At 72.9% G+C, this 21,131-nt stretch carries 20 protein-coding genes; 9 read left to right on the top strand and 11 right to left on the bottom strand.

Going from position 1 to position 21,131, the window contains the following annotated elements; genetic code table 11:
- Positions 1-39: 39 nt before the first annotated feature.
- A complete protein-coding gene (locus tag CRV15_RS16465) occupies positions 40-1,236 on the bottom strand; it encodes a sensor histidine kinase (protein ID WP_003960838.1) in 1,197 nt (398 codons plus the stop codon).
- A 144-nt stretch (positions 1,237-1,380) separates the two neighbouring features.
- Here CRV15_RS16465 and CRV15_RS16460 point away from each other — a divergent pair, with 144 nt between their 5' ends.
- Together CRV15_RS16460 and CRV15_RS16455 are read left to right on the top strand one after the other, a co-directional pair.
- Positions 1,381-2,493 carry an SAM-dependent methyltransferase gene (locus tag CRV15_RS16460; protein ID WP_003960839.1) on the top strand — a complete coding sequence of 371 codons (1,113 nt, stop codon included), beginning with the start codon at positions 1,381-1,383 and terminating at the stop codon, positions 2,491-2,493.
- A 175-nt stretch (positions 2,494-2,668) separates the two neighbouring features.
- Complete coding sequence (locus CRV15_RS16455) at positions 2,669-3,811, top strand: NADH-quinone oxidoreductase subunit D (RefSeq protein ID WP_003960840.1); 1,143 nt, start codon at positions 2,669-2,671, stop codon at positions 3,809-3,811.
- Positions 3,812-3,949: 138 nt separating this feature from the next.
- Here the strand turns inward: CRV15_RS16455 and CRV15_RS16450 are convergent, their stop codons facing one another.
- The 4 genes from CRV15_RS16450 to CRV15_RS16435 form a co-directional block, all read right to left on the bottom strand.
- Positions 3,950-5,350 carry a hypothetical protein gene (locus CRV15_RS16450; RefSeq protein WP_029182953.1) on the bottom strand — a complete coding sequence of 467 codons (1,401 nt, stop codon included), beginning with the start codon at positions 5,348-5,350 and terminating at the stop codon, positions 3,950-3,952.
- A gap of 130 nt (positions 5,351-5,480) precedes the next feature.
- Positions 5,481-6,446, bottom strand: a complete 966-nt coding sequence (locus CRV15_RS16445) for an ABC transporter substrate-binding protein (RefSeq protein WP_003953586.1) — start codon at positions 6,444-6,446, stop codon at positions 5,481-5,483.
- Positions 6,446-7,183, bottom strand: coding sequence for an ABC transporter permease (locus CRV15_RS16440; RefSeq protein WP_003953587.1), 738 nt, complete (start codon positions 7,181-7,183; stop codon positions 6,446-6,448). Before CRV15_RS16440 ends, CRV15_RS16445 begins: the two co-directional genes overlap by 1 nt.
- Positions 7,183-7,893: an ABC transporter permease gene (locus tag CRV15_RS16435; RefSeq protein ID WP_003953589.1), complete on the bottom strand. Its 711-nt coding sequence runs from the start codon at positions 7,891-7,893 to the stop codon at positions 7,183-7,185. The genes CRV15_RS16440 and CRV15_RS16435 overlap by 1 nt, the downstream gene beginning before the upstream one ends.
- Positions 7,894-8,020: 127 nt before the next feature.
- Here CRV15_RS16435 and CRV15_RS16430 point away from each other — a divergent pair, with 127 nt between their 5' ends.
- The 6 genes from CRV15_RS16430 (at position 8,021) to CRV15_RS16405 (ending at position 12,354) form a co-directional block, all read left to right on the top strand.
- A complete protein-coding gene (locus tag CRV15_RS16430; protein WP_003953590.1) occupies positions 8,021-9,175 on the top strand; it encodes an ABC transporter ATP-binding protein in 1,155 nt (384 codons plus the stop codon).
- 101 nt (positions 9,176-9,276) lie between these two features.
- Positions 9,277-10,116, top strand: a complete 840-nt coding sequence (gene folP / locus CRV15_RS16425; protein ID WP_003953591.1) for a dihydropteroate synthase — start codon at positions 9,277-9,279, stop codon at positions 10,114-10,116.
- Positions 10,113-10,565 (top strand): nuclear transport factor 2 family protein, encoded by a 453-nt coding sequence (locus CRV15_RS16420; protein ID WP_003953592.1) that lies wholly within the window; start codon positions 10,113-10,115, stop codon positions 10,563-10,565. The genes folP and CRV15_RS16420 overlap by 4 nt, the downstream gene beginning before the upstream one ends.
- A 226-nt stretch (positions 10,566-10,791) precedes the next feature.
- Complete coding sequence (gene folB, locus CRV15_RS16415) at positions 10,792-11,151, top strand: dihydroneopterin aldolase (RefSeq protein WP_009996503.1); 360 nt, start codon at positions 10,792-10,794, stop codon at positions 11,149-11,151.
- Complete coding sequence (gene folK / locus CRV15_RS16410) at positions 11,148-11,735, top strand: 2-amino-4-hydroxy-6-hydroxymethyldihydropteridine diphosphokinase (RefSeq protein WP_003953593.1); 588 nt, start codon at positions 11,148-11,150, stop codon at positions 11,733-11,735. The genes folB and folK overlap by 4 nt, the downstream gene beginning before the upstream one ends.
- 124 nt (positions 11,736-11,859) lie before the next feature.
- On the top strand, positions 11,860-12,354 hold the full coding sequence (locus tag CRV15_RS16405) for a DUF3180 domain-containing protein (RefSeq protein ID WP_003953594.1): 495 nt from the start codon (positions 11,860-11,862) through the stop codon (positions 12,352-12,354).
- Positions 12,355-12,452: 98 nt separating this feature from the next.
- Here the strand turns inward: CRV15_RS16405 and folE are convergent, their stop codons facing one another.
- From folE to dacB, 6 genes are all read right to left on the bottom strand, one after another.
- Positions 12,453-13,058, bottom strand: coding sequence for a GTP cyclohydrolase I FolE (gene folE / locus CRV15_RS16400; protein WP_003953595.1), 606 nt, complete (start codon positions 13,056-13,058; stop codon positions 12,453-12,455).
- Positions 13,059-13,185: 127 nt separating this feature from the next.
- Complete coding sequence (gene ftsH, locus CRV15_RS16395; protein WP_003960846.1) at positions 13,186-15,204, bottom strand: ATP-dependent zinc metalloprotease FtsH; 2,019 nt, start codon at positions 15,202-15,204, stop codon at positions 13,186-13,188.
- 241 nt (positions 15,205-15,445) lie between these two features.
- Entirely contained in the window at positions 15,446-15,985 is a 540-nt protein-coding gene (hpt, locus tag CRV15_RS16390; RefSeq protein ID WP_044954996.1) for a hypoxanthine phosphoribosyltransferase, read from the bottom strand.
- 151 nt (positions 15,986-16,136) lie between these two features.
- Complete coding sequence (gene tilS, locus CRV15_RS16385) at positions 16,137-17,252, bottom strand: tRNA lysidine(34) synthetase TilS (protein WP_003953598.1); 1,116 nt, start codon at positions 17,250-17,252, stop codon at positions 16,137-16,139.
- A 283-nt stretch (positions 17,253-17,535) separates the two neighbouring features.
- Positions 17,536-18,672, bottom strand: coding sequence for a zinc-dependent metalloprotease (locus CRV15_RS16380; protein WP_003960847.1), 1,137 nt, complete (start codon positions 18,670-18,672; stop codon positions 17,536-17,538).
- A gap of 87 nt (positions 18,673-18,759) precedes the next feature.
- On the bottom strand, positions 18,760-20,172 hold the full coding sequence (dacB, locus tag CRV15_RS16375) for a D-alanyl-D-alanine carboxypeptidase/D-alanyl-D-alanine endopeptidase (protein WP_003960848.1): 1,413 nt from the start codon (positions 20,170-20,172) through the stop codon (positions 18,760-18,762).
- A gap of 196 nt (positions 20,173-20,368) precedes the next feature.
- Between dacB and CRV15_RS16370 the strand changes: the two genes are divergently transcribed.
- Positions 20,369-20,863: an inorganic diphosphatase gene (locus CRV15_RS16370; RefSeq protein ID WP_003953602.1), complete on the top strand. Its 495-nt coding sequence runs from the start codon at positions 20,369-20,371 to the stop codon at positions 20,861-20,863.
- Positions 20,864-21,131: the final 268 nt, after the last annotated feature.

The raw sequence follows: 21,131 nt of genomic DNA, 5'->3' as shown, positions 1-21,131 counted from the left end.
ATGAGAGGGGAGGAGGAAGGGGGGATAGGGGGGATGGGGTCAGGCGGGTTTGAGGGGGAGCAGCGCGCTGATACGGAAGCCTCCTCCGGGCCGGGGCCCGGCGTCCAGTGTGCCGCCGACCATACCGACCCGCTCCCGCATGCCGATGAGCCCGTGGCCCTTGCCGTCGGCCCCGCCGTCCTCGTACAGCTCGTGCGAGGCCCCGCGGCCGTCGTCCTCCACCAGCAGTCCGAGCCCGTCGTCGAAGTAGACGAGCCGCACGCTCGCGCCGACCTGGGGTCCGCCGTGCTTGCGGGTGTTGGTCAGCGCCTCCTGGACGATGCGGTACGCGGTCAGCTCGACACCGCTGGGCAGTGGGCGCGGGGTGCCCTCGATCCGGAAGTCGACGGTGGTCCCGGCCTTGCGGACCTGTTCGACGAGGTCCTCGATCTGGCCCACGTCCGGCTGTGGAACGTACTCGTCCCCGTCCGGTCCGTCGTTCGTGCGCAGCACCCCCAGCAGCCGCCGCATCTCCGCGAGCGCCTGGCGGCCGGTGGTCGAGATGGTCTCCAGGGCCTTCTTGGCCTGGTCGGGGGCGACGTCCAGGACATAGGCGGCGCCGTCGGCCTGGACCACCATCACGGAGACGTTGTGCGCGACCACGTCGTGCAGCTCGCGGGCGATCCGGGCCCGTTCGGCGGCGACGGCGACCTTGGCCTGGGCCTCGCGCTCCTTCTCCAGTTGCAGCGCGCGCTCCTCCAGCTGGGCGAAGTACGCCCGGCGGGTCCGGTTCGAGTCGCCGAGGACCCAGGCGAGCACGAACGGCACCACCAGGATGACCACCAGGAAGACCCGCGCGGCGATGCTCACATCGCCCGGCGGCGGCCAGACGAGCTGCGAGACGGGCGCGGCCACGATGCCCGCGACCAGCGCGAGCCTGCGGGCCCAGCGGGCGGCGTCATGGGCGGCGACCGTGTAGATGATCACCAGCATGGCGAAGTCACCGGGGTAGGTCTGGATGCCCGCGACGAGCTGCACCAGCGCCAGCACTGCGGTCAGCAGCAGCATCTGCTCCGGCATCCGGCGGCGCAGGGCGACCACGATGCTGAATCCCACGGAGAGGGGCACGCCGATCCAGCCCGGGTTGTACCGGTCCACCATGGACAGATCCAGCAGGGCGACCGACAGGAGGACGACACCCCAGAAGGTGTCGCTCCCTGTGGGGTGCCTGCGGACGAAGTCATAGACGCGATGCACGTAACCCAGCGTAGGGAAAGGCGACAGCTGTAGGGGTCAACCGTCAGAGCGATCCCCACCGGGGGCGCGTACTCCCCAAGGTGGAGAGCGGGCGACGTCCGCACGGCGGAGACTTGTCGGCGTGACGAACGAGGAAACGGCGTGATGAGCGGGGACGACAAGGTCAGCGCGGTCGGCGGGACCGGCGGGGGCGCAGCCGGAAGCGGAATCTCCGGATGTGGTCGGGAAGGGGCCGGGGCCGTCGAGGTCGGCGCCATCGGTGCCGGAGCCGTCGGAGCCGTCGGGGCCGTCGGGGCCGTCGAGGAGCGCGGCTGGCGCGAGGCGGCCGAGTCCGCGCTGTACGGCCCCGGCGGGTTCTACCGGCGGCCGGAGGGACCGGCCGGTCACTTCCGCACCTCGGTGCACGCCTCCCCGCTCTTCGCGGGAGCGGTCGCCCGGCTGCTGCGGGAGACGGCGCGGCGGCTGGCGGACGAGGGGCGGCTGGAGCCGTCGGGTGCCGTGTCCTTCGTCGACATGGCCGCGGGCCGCGGCGAGCTGGCGACGGGGGTGCTGGCGGCGCTGCCCGACGGCTTCCCCGTCCGCGCGTACGCGGTGGAACGGGCCGAGCGGCCCGCCGGGCTCGACCCCCGGATCACCTGGACCGCCGCGCCCCCGCCGGGGATCAGCGGACTGCTGTTCGCGAACGAGTGGCTGGACAACGTCCCCGTCGATGTCGCGGAGGTGGACGAGGACGGCACCGTACGGCGGGTCCTCGTCGACGAGGACGGGACCGAGCGGCTGGGCCCGCCGGTCACGGGCGCGGACGCGCGCTGGCTCGACCGCTGGTGGCCGCTGGCCCGCCCGGGGGCCCGCGCCGAGATCGGCCGGAGCCGGGACGCGGCCTGGGCCCGGGCCGCGGGCTCCGTGCGGGCGGGGCTCGCGGTGGCCGTGGACTACGCCCACCGGTCCGGGGACCGGCCGCCCTTCGGCACGCTCACCGGCTTCCGCTCCGGCCGCGAGGTGCGGCCCGTGCCGGACGGGAGCTGCGACATCACCGCCCATGTCGCGCTGGACGCCTGCGCCCTGCCCGGCGGGACGCTGACCACGCAGCGGGAGGCGCTGCGCGCCCTGGGCGTCAGCGGCGGGCGCCCGCCGCTGACACTGGCCGCCGCCGACCCGGCGGGGTACGTCCGCGCGCTGGCCGCCGCGGGGGAGGCGGCGGAGCTGACGGCCCGGGGCGGGCTGGGGGACTTCCTCTGGCTGCGGCAGCCGAGATGAGCGCGGGCCCGGCCCGTTCACCGGAGGGGCGCGCCCGGGCGTTCACCAGAGGGGGCGGGCCGGGGGCGGACGACCGGCCCAGGGCTGCGGCTGCCGACTGCGGCAGCGGCCGGTGGCGGGCCGCCGTGGCCCGGGGCGGGCCGGGCCACCAGGGCCCCCGGGGGATACTGACCGCATGACGGAGACGACGTTCGGGATCGGCGGCGCGGCGGAGAGCACCGACATGGTGCTCAACATCGGCCCCCAGCACCCCTCCACCCACGGAGTGCTCCGCCTCCGGCTGGTCCTCGACGGGGAGATCGTGCGGAGCGCCGAACCCGTCGTCGGCTATATGCACCGGGGCGCGGAGAAGCTGTTCGAGGCCCGCGACTACCGCCAGATCATCATGCTGGCCAACCGCCACGACTGGCTCTCCGCCTTCTCCAACGAACTGGGCGTGGTCATGGCGGTCGAGCGGATGCTCGGCATGGAGGTGCCCGAGCGGGCGGTGTGGACGCGCACCCTGCTCGCCGAGTTGAACCGGGTGCTCAACCATCTGATGTTCCTCGGCTCCTACCCGCTGGAGCTGGGCGGGATCACCCCCGTCTTCCACGCCTTCCGGGAGCGCGAAGAGCTCCAGAACGTCATGGAGGAGATCTCCGGCGGCCGGATGCACTACATGTTCAACCGGGTCGGTGGGCTCAAGGAGGACCTTCCGGCGGGCTGGCTCGGCCGGGTCCGGCACACCGTGGCCGAGGTGCGCTCCCGGATGGACGTGTACGACCGGCTGGTCCTCGGCAACGAGATCTTCCGGGGCCGCACCCGCGGGGTCGGGACGCTGTCGGCGGCAGCGGCGCACGCGTACGGCGTCAGCGGGCCCATCGCCCGCGCCTCGGGGGTGGACTTCGATCTGCGCCGGGACGAGCCGTATCTCGCGTACGGGGAGCTGACGGACACACTGAAGGTCGTCACCCGGGCCGAGGGCGACTGTCTGGCCCGCTTCGAGGTGCTGCTCGACCAGACGCACAACTCCCTGGACCTGGCGGACGCCTGTCTGGACCGGATCGCGGGGCTGGCGCCCGGCCCGGTCAACCAGCGGCTGCCCAAGGTGCTCAAGGCGCCGGAGGGGCACACCTACGCCTGGACCGAGAACCCGCTCGGCATCAACGGCTACTACCTGGTCTCCAAGGGGGAGAAGACCCCCTATCGGCTGAAGCTGCGCTCCGCCTCGTACAACAACATCCAGGCGCTCACCGAGCTGCTGCCGGGCACGCTGGTCGCGGACATGGTGGCGATCCTGGGCTCGCTGTTCTTCGTCGTGGGCGACATCGACAAGTAGGAGACAAGCAGGCGGCGAGCAGGCGGCGGGCAACCGACGAGCAGCGGACGCGTGGCCGACAGTGCTCGCGGCGGAACGCGGCGAGGCCCCCGGGGAGCGGTCCCCGGGGGCCTCGCCGCGTTCCGCCGTACCGGCGGCTCAGGAGCTGATGGCGTTCCGCAGCGCTTCGAGGTCGAGCTTCTCGGTCTCGTCGTGCGCGGTCAGATCGATGACGTCGCCCGCCTCGGCCTCCCGCGCGGGAGACGCGGCGGACGCGGTGGCGTCCTTCGCCGCCCGGTCCTTCGCCGCCGATTCCTGCGCAGCCGGGTCCTTCGCCACCGGCCGCTCGTCGGTGGCGGCCGGCTCGGCCGTGCGCTCCGCGAGCGCCTCCTCGCCCACCACGTCGGCGAGGTCCTCCTCCTGCACCGCCGCCTCGATGGCCTTCCGCGCCCGCTCCGGGGACGGGCCCCCGGCGGCGTTGCCGAAGAAGTCGAAGTTCCCCTCCGGGCGATTCTGCGCGGAGCCCCGGCGGGAGCCGTAGGGCACGATCGCCGCGGCCGCCGGAGCACCGGCACCGGCACCGGACGCCGCACGGGGCTTCGCGGCGGGAGCGGGCACCGGGGCGGCGGGCGGAGCGATGGCGGGTGCGGCGACGGCGGCCGTGACCGTGGCGGGCTCGGCGATGGCCACCGACGAGGTCGCGGGGGCGGCGGTGGCGATCGCGGTGTCGACCGCCGCGGAGCCCTGCGGAGCGGCGGGGGACGGCTCGGCGGCGGGCGCCGGGACCCGGGCCGCGCCGGAGCCCGGCCGGTCCACCGGCACCGGGACGGCGGCGGAAGGAACGGGGGCGGAAGGAGCAGGGACGGGGGCTGCGGCCGGGGCCTGCGCCCCGGGGCCCACCGGCCGCGGGCTGCGGACCGGAGCGGGCGGCAGCTCCCCGGGCCGGGCCGCGGGCAGCGCGCCGGGCCGGGCGGGCGCCGGACGGCCCGGCGCGCCCTGCTCGGGGGCCCGCCGCTGACCGGCGGCGCTGCGCGCGAGGTTCTCCAGCGCCCGGGCGGCCTGGAGGTAGCGGGGCGGGGTCGGGGCAGGCGGCAGCGCCTTCGGGGCGCCCGCCTTGGCGTGGGTGTGCGCGGGCGAGGGGGAGTCGGCTTCGAGCTGGCGGCGGTCCTCCAGCACACTGGCCCGTTCGGTCTCGGAGGTCGCGTACCGGCGCAGCAGCGCGGCGTGCTCGCCCCGGAGCCCGGCCAGCTCGATCCGCTTGGCCCGGAGCTTGGCCTCCAGCTTGAGGCGCGACTCGCGGGCCTCCTCGGCCGCGGTCTCCAGCTCGGCGATGCGCTCCTCGGACCGCCAGGCCTCCCCGGCCCGGCTCCGGGTCAGATCGGCGACCCGGCGGCCCGCCGAGCGGTCCCAACGGCGCATCAGCACGCCGCCGGTGACGGCCGCCGCGGCGGACACGGTGGCCAGGGTCTGGAGCAGCAGCGGCTCGGTCAGCAGCCACGAGCCGGCGGCGCACACCACCGCAACTCCGGCCACCGCGGAGGGCGGAAGCAGCCTGTGCAAGGGCGGTGAATGACGATGGCGTCCACGTGGCATGGCCAGAAATTTACCGTGCGAAGTAGCCGAAGGGGATATCGACCCGGCCCTAGTACACAAGTTGTACGGGGCCGGTCGGGCTATCCGACAGCCATTCCTACTTCTTGAGCAGGTCCCGGGAGACCAGATACTCCTTCGCCACGTCCTTGGGCTTGGCCCGTTCGGTGTCGACCCTGCGGTTCAACTCCGCCAGGTCTTCCGTGGTCAGCACGGACGTCAGCCTGCCGAGCGCACTCGCTATCCGGGGGTCGCCCGCGTCCTTCGCATTGACGACGGGCAGCACGTTGTCCGCGTTCTGGAGCTTCTTGTCGTCTTCGAGGAAGACCAGTCCTTCGAGTGCGGCGTCCGTGGTGGTGGTCAGGACCAACTGGGTGACACCGTCCCTGACGGCCTGTTTGGACTGCGGTGTGCCGACGCCCTTGGGGTCGATGCCGGTGACGTCGATCCCGTACACGGACTTCAGTCCGGGGGCGCAGAACGGGCGCACCGCGCACTCGTCACCCGCCGCGATCCGGACCCCGAGCTTGGATTCACCGAGGTCGGAAAGGGTCTTCAGCTTGTTCTTCTCCGCGAATTCCCGGCTCACCGCGAAGGCGTTCTGATCGACGGCCTTGCCGGGCGGAAGCACCTTGAGTCCACGGGGTTCCGCGAGCTTGGAGAGTGCGGCGACGGTGGCGTTCGCATCGCTGGAGGCGACCGGCTTCCGCTCCGGCGCCTTGGGCCCGTTCACCTTCGCATTGAGGAATTCCGCGAGCGTCGCGGCATATTCCGGCACGACGTCGATCTCGCCCTTCTCCAGCGAGGGCTCGTACAGTTCGCGGTTCTTCACCGTGGTGACGGAGGTGCGGTAGCCGGCGTCGGCGAGGAGCTGTGCGTACAGCTCGGCGAGGACCTTGGACTCCGTGAAGGAGGCGGAGCCGACGACGAGGGAGCCCCGCCCGCCGGAGCCGCCGCCCGGGGAGCCGCCCGAGTCCTCCAGGCTGTCGCCGCCGCACGCCGTGAGCGCGGCGGTCAGCGCCGCGGTGGCCAGTACCGCTCCGGCGAGGGTCGGGGTCTTGCGCATCAGCTGCTCCGTCCGGAGGTTCCAGGGGCGGTGGGAAGAGGGGAGGTCCACCGGGCGCGCCGCCCGGCGGCGGTGGCCCGGCGACGCGGATCGAGCAGGCGGTCGGCCGTCACGAGGACGGCCTCCACCAGCAGCGCGAGCAGGGCGGCCAGCAGGGCCCCGGCCACCACCTGCGGGGTGTCGAAGGTGGTGAAGCCGGCCGTGATGATGCGGCCGAGACCGCCCTGGCCGACCATCGAGGCGATGGTGGCGGTGGCGACCACCTGGACGGCGGCCGAGCGCACCCCGGTCATCAGCAGGGGGTAGGCGAGCGGCAGCTCGACCCTGAGGAAGACCTGCCGCGCGGACATCCCCATCCCGCGGGCGGCCTCGACCACGGCGCGGTCCACCTCCCGCATCCCCACATAGGCGTTGGTCAGCAGCGGCGGAACGGCGAAGAGCACCAGTGCGATGATCGTCGGGGTGTATCCGGCGGTGCGCAGCGGAGTGAGCATGAGCAGCGCGAGCACGGCGAAGACCGGTATCGCGCGGCCCGCGTTGGACAGGTTGACGGCGAGCGCGCCGCCCTTGCCGATGTGTCCGAGCCAGCACGCGAGCGGCAGAGCGACCGCGCAGGCCACGGCGAGGGCGACCCCGCTGACATAGACATGCTCGCCCAGCCGGTGCCAGGCCCCGTCCTCCCCGGACCAGTTGGACCCCGTGGCCAGCCAGGTCCAGGCGTCGGCGAGTACCCCCATCAGACGGCCTCCTCGGCCCGGCGTATCCGGGTCCACGGTGTCAGCAGCCGCTGGAGCCCCAGCAGCAGCAGATCCGCCACGACGGCGAGGAGGACACAGAGCACGGAGGCGGCCAGCACCTGTGCCTTGAACGTGGTCTGCACCCCGTCGTCGATGAGATCGCCGAGACCGCCCCGGCCGATCAGCGCCCCGACCGTGGTCAGCGCGACGGTGGAGACGGTCGCCATCCGCACCCCCGCCATCAGCGCGGGCAGCGCGAGCGGCAGTTCGACCTCCCACAGCAGCCGCGCCGGCCCGTATCCCAGGCCGCGGGCGGCCTCCCGGGCCTCCTCGGGGACGGCGGCGAGCCCCGCGAGGATGTTCCGCACCAGGATGGTGAGGGAGTAGAGCACCAGCCCGGTGACGACCAGCGCCGCCGAGAGCCCGAGGAGCGGGAGCAGCAGCGAGAACATAGCCAGCGAGGGAATGGTGTAGAGGAGGGTCGTCAGCCCGAGCACCGGTCCGGCGAAGGCGGGGCGGGAGCGGGCGAGCAGCGCCAGCGGAAAGGCGACCAGCAGCCCGATCAGCACCGAGGTGCCGGTGATCCAGATGTGCTCCACCGTGGCGTCGGTCAGCTCCTGGGCGCGGGTGCGCAGATACTCCCCGCAGATCCAGTCATTGGCCGTCAGGCAGTTCTCCCGTACGGGTGCCACGGCGCCGTGTGCGCTCATTCCCCCCGCCTCCCCGCCCGTTCCGAACATATGTCTGATGACCTTAACCTGGGCCACTGACAGTCAGCGGAATCCGACACACCCACGCAACACGGCCTTCACACACAGCGCACCACAATGGGGAGCCATGATCCGCTTCGAGCATGTCACCAAGCGATATCCGGACGGCACGACCGCCGTCGACGATCTCTCGTTCGAGGTGGCCGAGGGCGAACTGGTCACTCTGGTCGGCCCTTCGGGCTGCGGCAAGACCACCACGATGAAAATGGTCAACCGGCTGATCGAGCCCAGCGACGGGCGGATATCCGTCGACGGCCGGGACATCGCGGCCGTCGACCCGGTCGAGCTGCGCCGCGGCATCGGCTATGTCATCCAGCAGGTCGGCCTGTTCCCGCACAAGACCGTGCTGGAGAACACCGCCACCGTCCCCCATCTCCTCGGCTGGTCGCGGGCGAGGGCACGGGCCCGCGCCGCCGAACTGCTCGACCTCGTGGGCCTCGACCCCGCCGTCCACGGTCCGCGCTATCCGGAGCAGCTCTCCGGCGGCCAGCGCCAGCGCGTCGGCGTCGCCCGGGCGCTCGCCGCCGATCCGCCGGTGCTGCTGATGGACGAGCCCTTCGGCGCCGTCGACCCGGTGGTCCGCGACCATCTCCAGAGCGCGTTCCTCCGGCTCCAGTCCCAGGTCCGCAAGACGGTCCTGTTCGTCACCCACGACATCGAGGAGGCCGTGCGGCTCGGCGACCGCATCGCCGTCTACGGCCAGGGCCGGATCGAACAGTTCGACGCCCCCGCCGCCGTACTCGGCGCCCCCGCCACCCCGTATGTGGCCGATTTCGTCGGTGCCGACCGCGGGCTGAAGCGGCTCTCGGTCACCCCCATCGAGGAGGGCGACCTCGAACAGCCGCCCGTCGTCCGGCTCGACGACCCGCTCCCCCGCGAGCTGGGCGCCCGCTGGGCGGTCGTCCTGGACGCCGCGGGCGAGCTGCACGGCTGGCTCTCCGCCGAGCAGGCCCGAGGGACGGGCACGGTCGGCGAGCGGGCCCGCCGGATGGACGCCTGGCTGCCGCTGGGCGCCTCGCTCAAGCAGGCGTTCTCGACGATGCTCCAGCACGACGCCGGCTGGATCGCGGTGATCGACCCCGAGGGAACCGGCCGTTTCCTGGGGGTGCTCACCCCGGCCCGGCTGCACGAGGCGCTGCGCCGCTCCATCGACGCCGACGCCCACGACATCGCGCGCGCCGATGTCGCGCTGGAGTCGATCGAGACCACCACTCCCGGCTGACCGGGCCCTTCGTCCCACCGGGCGCGCCGGTGGGACGGGCCCGGGCCACCGCCCCGGCGCCCGGGCCCGCGACTGTCGGCGACACGACCTAGGGTGGGCGTATGAGTACGTTGAGCGGGTTGCCGGAGTGGGATCGCTGCGCGGTCATGGGCGTCGTCAATGTGACACCCGACTCCTTCTCGGACGGCGGTCGCTGGTTCGACACCACCGCCGCCGTCAAACGCGGTCTCGACCTGGTCGCCGACGGGGCCGACCTGGTGGACGTCGGGGGCGAGTCCACCCGCCCCGGAGCCAGCCGGGTGGACGAGGAGGAGGAGCTGCGCCGGGTGGTCCCGGTGGTGCGCGGGCTGGCCGCCGAAGGGGTCACCGTCTCGGTCGACACCATGCGCGCCTCGGTCGCCTCCCGGGCCGTGGCCGCGGGCGCCACCCTGGTCAACGATGTGAGCGGCGGTCTCGCCGACCCCGGGATGGTCCCCGCGATGGCCGCCGCCGAGGTCCCCTTCGTGGTGATGCACTGGCGCGGCTTCAGCGAGGACATGAACAGCCGGGCCGTCTACGGGGACGTGGTCGCGGAGGTCGTCGACGAACTGCGGCAGCGGATGGAGGCGGTGGTCGACGGCGGGGTCGCGCCCGAGCGGATCGTCCTCGACCCCGGTCTGGGCTTCGCCAAGGAGGCCGCCCACGACCTCGCCCTCGTCGCCCATATCCGGGAGCTGCGCGCCCTGGGCCGCCCGCTGCTGATCGCCGCGTCCCGGAAACGGTTCCTCGGCCATGTCCTCGCCCAGGGCGGCACCCCGCCCCGGGCCCGGGAGCGGGACGCCGCCACCGCCGCCGTCTCCGCGATCGCCGCGCACGAGGGCGCCTGGGCCGTACGGGTCCACGAGGTCCACGCCACGGCGGACGCCGTCCGTATCGCCCACGCCGTCGGGGCCGCCCGGTGAGCGGGGACGGCTACGCGGACGTCGAGCAGGCCAACACCGCGTTCTACGAGGCACTGGAGCGCGGCGACTTCGAAGCGCTCTCCGCGCTCTGGCTGGACGACGAGATCTCCTGCATCCACCCGGGCTGGCCGGTGCTCTCCGGGCGCGGCGAGGTGCTCCGTTCCTACGCCCTGATCATGGCGAACACGGAGTACATCCAGTTCTTCCTCACCGATGTGAAGATCACGGAGGCGGCCGACACCGCGGTGCTGACCTGCACGGAGAACATCCTCAGCGGCGGCCCCGCCGACGCGGGCGGGGAGCTGGGGCCCCTGATGGGCCAGCTCGTCGTCGCCACGAATGTGTTCCGGCGCACATCCGAGGGCTGGCGGCTCTGGTCGCACCACGGCTCCCCGGTCCTGACGGAGAGCGACGACGAGGGGGAGACGGAGGAGGAAACACCTGCTTAGCACGGTGGTGCCCGGCGCATCGGAGCACGGGGAACCCCACGGGGGTTTGCCGGACCGGGCGCGGGGCAGAGGCGGAGCCCGGGCCCCGGCGGCCGGACACCGCCCCCCGAGGACGGGTGGTGTCGGTGCCCGCAGGTAGATTCGCAGGGGTGCTCCGGGCACGTACGTACGCAAGGGCCGTACCGCCCGGCGAGCCCGTCGGACAACGAGAGCAGGAGTGATTCGCGTGGATCGTGTCGCGCTGCGCGGCCTCAAGGCCCGTGGGCACCACGGTGTCTTCCCCCGGGAGCGGGAGGAGGGCCAGACCTTCATCGTGGACCTGGTGCTCGGCCTGGACACCCGTCCGGCCGCGGCCGACGACGACCTGGCGAAGACCGTGCACTACGGCATCGTGGCCGAGGAGGTCGTCGCCGTCGTCGAGGGCGAGCCGGTGGACCTGATCGAGACCCTGGCCGAGCGGATCGCCCGCACCTGCCTCAAGCACGACGGGGTCCAGGAGGTGAAGGTGGTGGTCCACAAGCCGGACGCGCCGATCACCGTGCCCTTCGACGATGTGACCGTCACGATCACCCGGAGGCGAGTATGAGCGATCCCACGGTGCAGCCCGTGCCCACGTCCGTCGTCGAACAGGTCGACGCGGCCGACATCACCCTCTCCAACCCCCGCTGGGCGGTCCTCTCCCTCGGCGCCAACCTGGGCAACCGGCTGGAGACCCTCCAGGGCGCGATCGACGCGCTGGAGGACACCCCCGGCGTCCGGGTCAAGGCCGTGTCGCCCGTCTACGAGACGGAGCCCTGGGGCGTCGAGCCCGGCTCCCAGCCCTCGTACTTCAACGCGGTGGTGCGGCTGCGGACGACCCTGCCGCCGGACTCGCTCCTGGAGCGGGCCCACGCCGTCGAGGAAGCCTTCGACCGGGTGCGGGACGAGCGCTGGGGCCCGCGCACGCTCGACGTGGACATCGTGGCCTACGCGGAGATCGTCTCCGACGACCCCGTGCTCACCCTGCCCCACCCCCGGGCCCATCTGCGGGCCTTCGTCCTGATCCCCTGGCACGACATCGACCCCGGGGCCGAGCTGCCCGGACACGGCCCGGTGGCCGGGCTCCTGGAGCGGATCGACAGCTCCGGTGTGACCGCCCGCCCCGATCTGGAACTCCGGCTGCCGGAGTAGTCGTTGGACGCATGGCCCCCGGACACGGGGCGAGCGGTCCCGACGGCGGGACGAGCCCTCCCCGGCCCGGGGACGAACGGTGATGGGCGGGACGATCAGTGGTGACGGAAGGACGGCGTGGTCGGTGAAGCAGCTACGGCTCGGGGTACTGGCCGGCATCTTCGCCGGGGCGGGGGTGCTGTCCTGGGCGGCGGCCCGGCTGTGGGAGTCCCTCGGCACCCTGCCGAGCGTTCCGCTGGCCGCGCCGATCGTCCTCGCGGCGATCGCCGCCGTGCTCACCGCCACCGCCCTGTCCCTGCGCTCCCGGCTGAAGGCCCAGCGTGAGCGCCGCCCCGGCGCCAAGGGCGTGGAGCCGCTGATGGCCGCCCGCGCCGTCGTCTTCGGACAGGCCAGCGCCCTGGTCGCGGCCCTCGTCAGCGGGGCGTACGGCGGGGTGGGAGTCGTCCTGCTCGGCGCGCTGGAGCTGCCCGCCCGCCGGGACCAGGCGATCTACGCCGGGTTCTCGGTGCTCGCGGGCGCCGCGGTGATCGCCGCCGCGCTCTTCCTGGAGCGGGTCTGCCGCCTCCCCGACGACTCCGACCCGGCCCAGCAGGGCGGTACCGGTCCGGCCCACGCCTGACCGGTACCGGCGGCCCCGCCGCCGGTACCTTCGCTCCCCCGGGGCTCAGCCGGGCCACGGACCCGCCAAGCCCAGCGGGCTCAGCGGGCTCAGCGGGCTCAGCGGGCCAGGATCAGGCTCATCGCCTCCGCACGGGTGGAGGCGTCCCGGAGCTGCCCCCGCACCGCCGATGTCGTCGTCTTCGCCCCCGGCTTGCGGATACCGCGGACGGACATGCACATGTGCTCGGCCTCGATCACCACGATCGCGCCCCGCGCGTCCAGGATGCGCATCAGGGAGTCCGCGATCTGCGTCGTCAGCCGCTCCTGGACCTGCGGCCTGCGCGCGAAGACCTCCACCAGCCGGGCCAGCTTCGACAGCCCGGTGATCTTCCCGGAGTCCGCCGGGATGTAGCCGACGTGCGCCACCCCGTGGAACGGCAGCAGATGGTGCTCGCAGAGGCTGACGATCTCGATGTCCTTCACCAGGACCATCTCGTCGTGCCCCAGGTCGAACGTGGTCGTCAGCACGTCCTCGGGCCGCTGCCGCAGCCCCGCCAACAGCTCCCGGTAGGCACGCGCCACCCGCGCCGGGGTCTCCCGCAGCCCCTCGCGGTCCGGGTCCTCCCCGACCGCCGCCAGCAGCTCCCGAATGGCGTTCTCGGCACGCTTCTCGTCGAACTCACCGATCGCGCCCTGGCCGTCCAGCGTCACCGGGTCCGTCATCCTGCGCCTCGTTCCTCTTGCTGCTCGTCGGTGCACGACACAACGCCGCGTCCCCCCAGGCTAGAACCTGGGGGGACGCGGTATTCATTCCGGGGCGGGTGGGACTGCTGAGCCCACCGGCCGCGACTCAGCTCTCCGGGCGGTCCTCGGGGGCACTCGTGGTGTCCTTGGTGAGGTCCGTCGCCGACGCGGAGGAGTTCAGCGCGCCATTGGTGAGCGCCAGCTCCTTCGGCGAGAGCACCGGGGGCCGCGTCGACGGGGTGCGCCGGGCCGAGCCGGTCCACGCCGGGCGGGCCGGGCGCTTCACGATCGGGGCGAAGATCTCCGCGATCTCCTCCTTGCCCAGCGTCTCCCTCTCCAGGAGCTGGAGGACGAGGTTGTCGAGGACATCGCGGTTCTCGACGAGGATCTCCCACGCCTCGTTGTGCGCGGTCTCGATCAGCTTCTTGACCTCTTCGTCGACCAGCGCGGCGACCTCTTCCGAGTAGTCGCGCTGATGGGCCATCTCCCGGCCGAGGAACGGCTCGGTGTTGTCCCCGCCGAACTTGATCGCGCCCAGCCGCTCGGTCATGCCGTACTGCGTGACCATGGCCCGCGCCGTGGCCGTGGCCTTCTCGATGTCATTGGCCGCGCCGGTGGTCGGGTCGTGGAAGACCAGCTCCTCCGCCGCGCGCCCGCCCAGCATGTAGGCGAGCTGGTCGAGCATCTCGTTGCGGGTGGTGGAGTACTTGTCCTCTTCGGGCAGGACCATCGTGTAGCCGAGGGCCCGGCCGCGCGAGAGGATCGTGATCTTGTGCACCGGGTCGGAGTTCGGCGAGGCCGCCGCGACCAGGGCGTGTCCGCCCTCGTGGTACGCGGTGATCTTCTTCTCCTTGTCCGACATGATCCGGGTCCGCTTCTGCGGGCCCGCGACCACCCGGTCGATCGCCTCGTCCAGCGCCTGGTTGTCGATCAGCTTCTTGTCGCTGCGCGCGGTGAGCAGCGCCGCCTCGTTCAGCACATTGGACAGGTCCGCACCGGTGAAGCCGGGGGTGCGGCGGGCGACCGCGCCGAGGTCGACGTCGGGCGCGACCGGCTTGCCCTTCTGGTGGACCTTGAGGATCTCCAGCCGGCCCTGCATGTCCGGGCGGTCGACGGCGATCTGGCGGTCGAACCGGCCGGGGCGCAGCAGCGCGGGGTCGAGGATGTCGGGGCGGTTGGTGGCGGCGATCAGGATGACGCCGCCCTTCACGTCGAAGCCGTCCATCTCGACGAGGAGCTGGTTGAGCGTCTGCTCGCGCTCGTCGTGGCCGCCGCCGAGGCCCGCGCCGCGGTGGCGTCCGACGGCGTCGATCTCGTCGACGAAGACGATCGCCGGGGCGTTCGCCTTGGCCTGCTCGAAGAGGTCGCGCACCCGGGAGGCGCCGACACCGACGAACATCTCCACGAAGTCGGAGCCGGAGATCGAGTAGAAGGGGACGCCCGCCTCGCCCGCGACGGCGCGCGCGAGCAGGGTCTTTCCGGTGCCGGGCGGGCCGTAGAGCAGCACGCCCTTGGGAATCTTGGCGCCGACGGCCTGGAACTTCGCCGGTTCCTGGAGGAACTCCTTGATCTCCTGGAGCTCCTCGACCGCCTCGTCCGACCCGGCCACGTCGGCGAAGGTCGTCTTGGGGGTGTCCTTGGTGATCAGCTTGGCCTTGGACTTCCCGAAGTTCATCACCCGGGAGCCGCCGCCCTGCATCTGGTTCATCAGGAAGAGGAAGACCAGGACGATCAGGACGAAGGGCAGCAGGGAGAGCAGCACCGAGATGAACGGGCTCTGCTTCGACGGGGAGACGGTGTACCCCTTGGGGATGTCACCGGCCTCGAACTTCGTCTGGAGCTTGTCGGCGAGGGCGGAGCCCTGGGTGCCGATGTAGCTCGCCTGGATCTTGTCGCTGTCCTTGACCTTGTGGCCGTCCTTGAGGTCGACCTTGACGATCTGTTCGTCGCCGGTGGTCAGCTTGACCTGGTCGACCTGGTTCTTGTCGATCGCCTGGACGACCTGACCGGTGTCCACTGTCTTGTAGCCGCCCGACGAGCCGACGACCTGCATCAACACGACCACGGCGAGGACGGCCAGCACGATCCACATGACCGGCCCACGGAAGTATCGCTTCACGTCCATCCATACGGAGCGATGTCGCCCCGTCCCTCCTGCCCGTAGGTAAATGCTGCTGTGAGAAAAGACTGTTCTTCGGACGGTACCCCAGCATCGCGGCGCTGACCGCACGCTGTGGACGACAAACCTGTCCTCCCGGGGTCCAACGCCCGCGGGGGGCACTTGGTTCCTGCCGGGCGGGCGCTCCCCGGCGCCGCGGACCCGGCCACCGGGGAGGGAGGGTCAGCGACCGGGGACAAAGACCTGGTCAGCCGCCGTAGACATGCGGGGCGAGGGTGCCGACGAAGGGCAGGTTGCGGTACTTCTCCGCGTAGTCCAGCCCATAGCCGACGACGAACTCGTTCGGGATGTCGAAGCCGATCCACTTGACGTCGATCGCGACCTTGGCGGCCTCCGGCTTGCGCAGCAGGGTGCACACCTCCAGGGAGGCGGGCTCGCGCGAGCCGAGGTTCGACAGCAGCCAGGAGAGGGTGAGACCGGAGTCGATGATGTCCTCGACGATCAGGACGTGGCGGCCCTTGATGTCGGTGTCCAGGTCCTTGAGGATCCGCACGACGCCGGAGGACTGGGTGCCCGCCCCGTAGGACGACACGGCCATCCAGTCCATGGTGACGGGGGTGGAGAGGGCGCGCGCCAGATCGGCCATCACCATCACCGCGCCCTTGAGGACACCGACGAGGAGCAGGTCCTTGCCCGCGTACTCCGCGTCGATCTTCGCGGCCAGCTCGGCCAGCTTCGCGTCGATCTCTTCCTTGGTGATGAGCACCGACTGGAGGTCCGTGCCCATGTCCTTCTCGTTCACGCGGTCGCTTTCTCTCTCGCCGGGGTCCGGGGTCCGTCCCCGGACCGGCGGGTGGCCGGGTCCGGGGGGCCGGGCTCCGGAAGCCCGCGCCGGGGCTCCCGGATGACCTCAGCCGCCGTACGGGGACGGGGCTGCGTCAGCCTTGCCGGATGACAAGTCTGCCACTCTGCCGCAGCGCCTCGACGCGGCCCGGCAGATTGATGGCCCCCTGGCCGCGCCAACCGGTGATCAGCCGGTCGACTTCCTCCACATGGCGGGCGAAGAGGGAGCCCGCGGGGGCTCCGGCCTCGATCACGGCCCGGCGCAGCACCCGGCGGCGCACGGCGGGCGGCAGGGCGTACAGCTTGGCGCACTCCAGCTGACCGGTCTCGTCGCGGACCGCGTCGGCCGCGTCGGCCGCCCAGGTGTCGAGGGCGTCGGCGTCGTCGCGGGAGAGCTGCGCGGTGCGGGCCAGGGCCTCGACGACGCCCTTGCCCAGGGCCTTCTCCAGGGCGGGCAGCCCTTCGTGGCGCAGCCGGGAGCGGGTGTAGGCGGGATCGGTGTTGTGGGGGTCGTCCCAGACCGGCAGGGACTGGACCATGCACGCCTTGCGGGCGGTCTGCCGGTCGATCTGGAGGAAGGGGCGGCGGTAGCGGCCGCGGGTCCCGGAGACGGCGGCCATGCCGGAGAGCGAGCGGATGCCGGAGCCGCGGGCGAGCCCCAGCAGGACGGTTTCCGCTTGGTCGTCGCGGGTGTGGCCGAGGAGGACGGCGGCGGCGCCGAGGCGGTCGGCGGCCTCGTCCAGGGCGGCGTAGCGGGCGTCCCGGGCGGCGGCCTCGGGGCCGCCGTCGCGGCCGACGCAGACGGCGGTGGCCTCGACGGGATCGAGTCCCATGGCGGTGAGCCGGGCGGCGACCTCGGCGGCGCGGAGGGCGGAGCCGTCCTGGAGGCCGTGGTCGACGGTGATGCCCCCGGCGCGTACGGAGAGTTTGCGGGCCTCGAAGGCCAGGGCCGAGGCGAGGGCCATGGAGTCGGCTCCCCCGGAGCAGGCCACGAGCACCAGGGGGGAGTGCGCGGCGGTGGCCGAGGCCGCGGCCGGACAGGCGGGGGCGGCCGAGCGCCGCAGCCGGGCGACGCGGTCGCTCCGGTCGGTGCGGGTGCTCTGTGCGTGCTGGGGGGCGGTGAGACTCGGGGGGGCGTAGTCGTTCAGTACGTCGTGGAGTACGCGGCGGACCGCCAGGCGTATCGCCGCGACCGCAGGATGGGGACCCATGTCCGGTGCCCTTCGTGAAGAGGCGGGGGGTGCCTCGGTGAGGAGTGTCGGTGCGGGGGGTGGATCGGTTCCCGGCGGCTGGCGCAGCCGGTGCTTCGGTGCTCTCCCAGTGCCTGTACCGGCGTTCGGTTCGGTCACTGAGAGTGCGTCGATGGTGACAGAACCGAGCCGTTCTCCGAGCATCGCACGGCTGCCTAGGCCCCCAGGGTCCCTCGGATGGGTGATGCTGTGCCCCCCGGGGGGCGTCCCCCGGCCCCCGGGGGGCGTACGGCGGCGCCCCGTCTCATCCGTCGGTCCGGCGGTGCACCCGCGCGATCCAATCCGCCGGTTTGGAGATCTCCGCCTTGGTCGGGAGGGTGTTGGGGGAGGTCCAGACCCGGTTGAAGCCGTCCATGCCGACCTGGTCGACGACGGCGCGGACGAACCGCTCGCCGTCGCGGTACTGGCGCAGCTTGGCGTCGAGACCGAGGAGCCTGCGCAGCGCCAGGTCGAGGCGGCCCGCGCCCTTGGCCCGGCGCTGCTGGAACTTCTCCCGGATCTCGGCGACGGAGGGCACGACCCGCGGGCCGACCCCGTCCATCACATAGTCGGCGTGCCCCTCCAGGAGGGACATCACGGCGGTGAGCCGCCCCAGGATCTCCCGCTGCGCCGGGCTCTGGACCAGCTCCACGAGCGAGCGTCCGCCGTCGTCGTCGCCCACCTCGCCCTCGGGGCGGGCCCCCGCCAGCGACTGGGCGGCCTCGCGCAGCCGCTCCAGGAAGGTCATCGGGTCGACGTCGGTCTCGCCGAGGAAGGACTGGATCTCCCCTTCGAGGTGGTCGCGGAGCCAGGGCACCCCGGTGAACTGGGTGCGGTGGGTCTCCTCGTGCAGCGCGACCCAGAGCCGGAAGTCGTGCGGGTCGACGTCCAGCTCCCGCTCCACATGGACGATGTTCGGCGCGACGAGCAGCAGCCGCCCGCCGCCCGCCGCCCCGGCGGGCAGCTCACGGGTGGCGGGCGCGAAGGTCTCGTACTGTCCGAGCACCCGGGAGGCGAGGAACGACAGCAGCATCCCCAGCTCGACGCCGGTGACCTTGCCGCCGACGGCGCCGAGCACGGCGCCCGTGGGGCCGCCGGTGCGGCGTTCCTGCATCTTGTCCAGGAGGGGGGTGAGCAGTTCACGGAAGCCCGCCACATTGGCCTTGATCCAGCCGGCCCGGTCCACGACGAGCACGGGGGTGTCCTCGGGCTCGTGGCCCTCCGGGATCATCCGGGTGAACTCCCGCACATGCGCCTCGGACGCGCGCGCGTGCCCCCGCAGCTCGGCGACGACCGCGCGCGCCTCGTCCGGGCTCACCTCCGGCCCCGGCCGCACGAAGCGGATCGCGGTCGCCACCGCGAGATTCCAGTCGACCATCTCGGCCCCACCGATGCTCGTCATGCGTCAACCGTACGTGCTGGGCCCGCGCGGCGGTGGGGTGTCCGCCCCGCTGCTCCCCGGGCACGGGTCGGTAGCCGGCCCCCGGGGTCAGGAGGCGAGCGCCCCGGCCAGCCGGTCCAGCGCGCTCTGGGCGCCCTCCCGCGAGGCGGTGTTCCCGGCCAGGAAGGCGAAGGCGAGCAGCCGTCCGTCGGGGGCGACCACGGTGCCGGAGAGCGAGCCGATCCCGGTGAGGGTGCCCGTCTTGGCGCGGATCAGCCCGCTGCCGGGGGTGGTGGCGGAGTAACGGGACTGAAGGGTTCCGGTGAATCCGGCGACGGGGAGCCCGGTGAGGACGGACCGCAGTCCGGGGCGGGCGGGTTCGGCCGCCCGGGCGAGCAGCCCGGTGAGCAGCCGGGCGCTGAGCCGGTCCCTGCGGTCGAGTCCGCTGCCGTCGGCGAAGCGGGCGCCCGCGACCGGGAGGTCCAGCGCGGCGAGCCGGTCGCGGACGGCCCGCTCGGACCCGGTGAAGCTCGCGGGCTCGCCACAGGCCAGCGCGGTCTGCCGGGCCAGCGCCTCGGCGAGGTCGTTGTCGCTCTCCGTCAGGGTCTGCTCGACCAGGGAGGACAGCGGGCGGGAGAGCACCTTCGCGAGCGGGCGGGAGTCCTCGGCGGCCCGTCCGGGCGCGGGTCCGGCGGCGACGCGCACGCCCTCGTCCTCCAGCATTCCGGCGAAGAGCCGGGCCGCGTCCCCCGCAGGATCGTCACTGCGGTCGGCGGGGCCGGTGGTCGCGGGGTCGCGGCGGCCCACGTCGACCATGAGGGGGGTGACGGGGGCGAGATTGCCGTTCCTGCCGATGGGGTGGCGGGTGGTGCCCTCGTACAGGGAGGTGTCGTAGGCGAGCCGCACGGAGGGCGCCGCGCCGCTCTGGATGGCCCGGTCACGCAGGGCGCGGGCGGTGCGCTCGGCCAGGGTGCGCAGGCCCGCCCGGGTCAGGCTCGCGTCCCCGCCGCCGACGAGGGTGAGCCGGTCGCCCGCCGCCGTCACGGCGGTGGGGATGCGGTGGTCGGGTCCGAGCGCGTGCAGCGCGGCGACGGTGGTGGCGATCTTGATCGTCGACGCCGGGGTCATGGGGCGCGCGGCGTCCGTGCCGTAGAGCTGCCGTCCGGTCGCGGTGTCGACGACGGACGCGGAACGGAGCGGTCCGAGCGCGGGGGCGCCGAGCAGTGCCGCCAGCTCCTCGTCCAGCTCCCCCGGCTTGGCGTCGGACGGCGCGGTTCCGGTACGGCCGCCGAGCGCGCTGAGCACGCCGGGCGCGCTGGGTGCCGGGGCGGGGCGCCCGGGGCCCGGGGCGCCCGCTCGGTGATCCGTGCCCGTCCCGTACTCCAGTTCTGCCGCCCGGACCCGCTCCGCGGCGCGTCTGCCGGACTCCCAGGGACCGGCCAGGGCCGCCGCTCCGGTGGCGAGGGCCAGTCCCACGGCGGTCGCACCCGCGACGAGCTGCCATGTTCTGATGATCGGCATCTCGCACCAGCCCCTTTCGCGATCACACACCTGCGTGAGAGACACTTAATCACCAGAACTGCGTCTTGCCGTGTGCACGGCACCCCGGTCAGCACCCGGTCAGCACCAGCGACCATACGGCTGGGGGTCCGGGGGATCGCTCCCCGGAGGGGCACAGCATCACCGGACGTATGTGTTGATCATGGAGGAGTCACCCGTGGAGTTCGACGTCACCATCGAGATCCCGAAGGGTTCGCGGAACAAGTACGAAGTGGACCACGAGACGGGTCGCATCCGCCTGGACCGTCGACTCTTCACCTCGACCAGCTACCCGGCCGACTACGGCTTTGTCGAGAACACCCTGGGCGAGGACGGCGACCCGCTGGACGCGCTGGTCCTGCTGGACGAGCCGACCTTCCCGGGCTGCCTGATCAAGTGCCGCGCCATCGGCATGTTCCGGATGACCGACGAGGCGGGCGGCGACGACAAGCTGCTCTGCGTCCCGGCCTCGGACCCGCGGGTCGAGCACCTGCGCGACATCCACCACGTGTCGGAGTTCGACCGGCTGGAGATCCAGCACTTCTTCGAGGTCTACAAGGACCTGGAGCCGGGCAAGTCGGTCGAGGGCGCCGACTGGGTCGGCCGCGCCGAGGCCGAGGCCGAGATCGAGGCCTCCTTCAAGCGCCTGGAGGCGCAGGGCGGCGCTCACTGACGCCGGTTCTCCGTCGCAGGAACGCACTCCGCCGCGGGCGGGCACCCTTCCGGGGTGCCCGCCCGCGGTGCTGCGCGGGGCGGGCGGTACCCGATGCGGGCGGTACGCCGGAGGCGTGCGGCCACCGGTGGACGGGGTAGGGGACCCGGAGTACGGAGCAGGGGATTCCGGCCCGCGCGGACCTCGCGCCCGAAAGATCCGAGAGGGTCCGAGGCGTCCGAGAGGTCCCAGGGGTCCGAGCGGCCCGCCCTGTTCCGCAATATTCGGA

It is taken from the genome of Streptomyces clavuligerus (assembly GCF_005519465.1).
Taxonomy (GTDB): domain Bacteria; phylum Actinomycetota; class Actinomycetes; order Streptomycetales; family Streptomycetaceae; genus Streptomyces; species Streptomyces clavuligerus.
This window is presented reverse-complemented; position numbering and strand designations above follow the sequence as displayed.

What these genes read in the sequence shown, in the direction of transcription:
- CRV15_RS16460 (WP_003960839.1), top strand. Translation starts at nt 1,381, where the DNA reads ATGAGCGGGGACGACAAGGTCAGCGCGGTCGGCGGGACCGGCGGGGGC.
- CRV15_RS16455 (WP_003960840.1), top strand. Translation starts at nt 2,669, where the DNA reads ATGACGGAGACGACGTTCGGGATCGGCGGCGCGGCGGAGAGCACCGAC.
- CRV15_RS16445 (WP_003953586.1), bottom strand. Translation starts at nt 6,446, where the DNA reads ATGCGCAAGACCCCGACCCTCGCCGGAGCGGTACTGGCCACCGCGGCG.
- CRV15_RS16440 (WP_003953587.1), bottom strand. Translation starts at nt 7,183, where the DNA reads ATGGGGGTACTCGCCGACGCCTGGACCTGGCTGGCCACGGGGTCCAAC.
- CRV15_RS16435 (WP_003953589.1), bottom strand. Translation starts at nt 7,893, where the DNA reads ATGAGCGCACACGGCGCCGTGGCACCCGTACGGGAGAACTGCCTGACG.
- CRV15_RS16430 (WP_003953590.1), top strand. Translation starts at nt 8,021, where the DNA reads ATGATCCGCTTCGAGCATGTCACCAAGCGATATCCGGACGGCACGACC.
- folP (WP_003953591.1), top strand. Translation starts at nt 9,277, where the DNA reads ATGAGTACGTTGAGCGGGTTGCCGGAGTGGGATCGCTGCGCGGTCATG.
- folK (WP_003953593.1), top strand. Translation starts at nt 11,148, where the DNA reads ATGAGCGATCCCACGGTGCAGCCCGTGCCCACGTCCGTCGTCGAACAG.
- folE (WP_003953595.1), bottom strand. Translation starts at nt 13,058, where the DNA reads ATGACGGACCCGGTGACGCTGGACGGCCAGGGCGCGATCGGTGAGTTC.
- ftsH (WP_003960846.1), bottom strand. Translation starts at nt 15,204, where the DNA reads ATGGACGTGAAGCGATACTTCCGTGGGCCGGTCATGTGGATCGTGCTG.
- hpt (WP_044954996.1), bottom strand. Translation starts at nt 15,985, where the DNA reads ATGGGCACGGACCTCCAGTCGGTGCTCATCACCAAGGAAGAGATCGAC.
- tilS (WP_003953598.1), bottom strand. Translation starts at nt 17,252, where the DNA reads ATGGGTCCCCATCCTGCGGTCGCGGCGATACGCCTGGCGGTCCGCCGC.
- CRV15_RS16380 (WP_003960847.1), bottom strand. Translation starts at nt 18,672, where the DNA reads ATGACGAGCATCGGTGGGGCCGAGATGGTCGACTGGAATCTCGCGGTG.
- dacB (WP_003960848.1), bottom strand. Translation starts at nt 20,172, where the DNA reads ATGCCGATCATCAGAACATGGCAGCTCGTCGCGGGTGCGACCGCCGTG.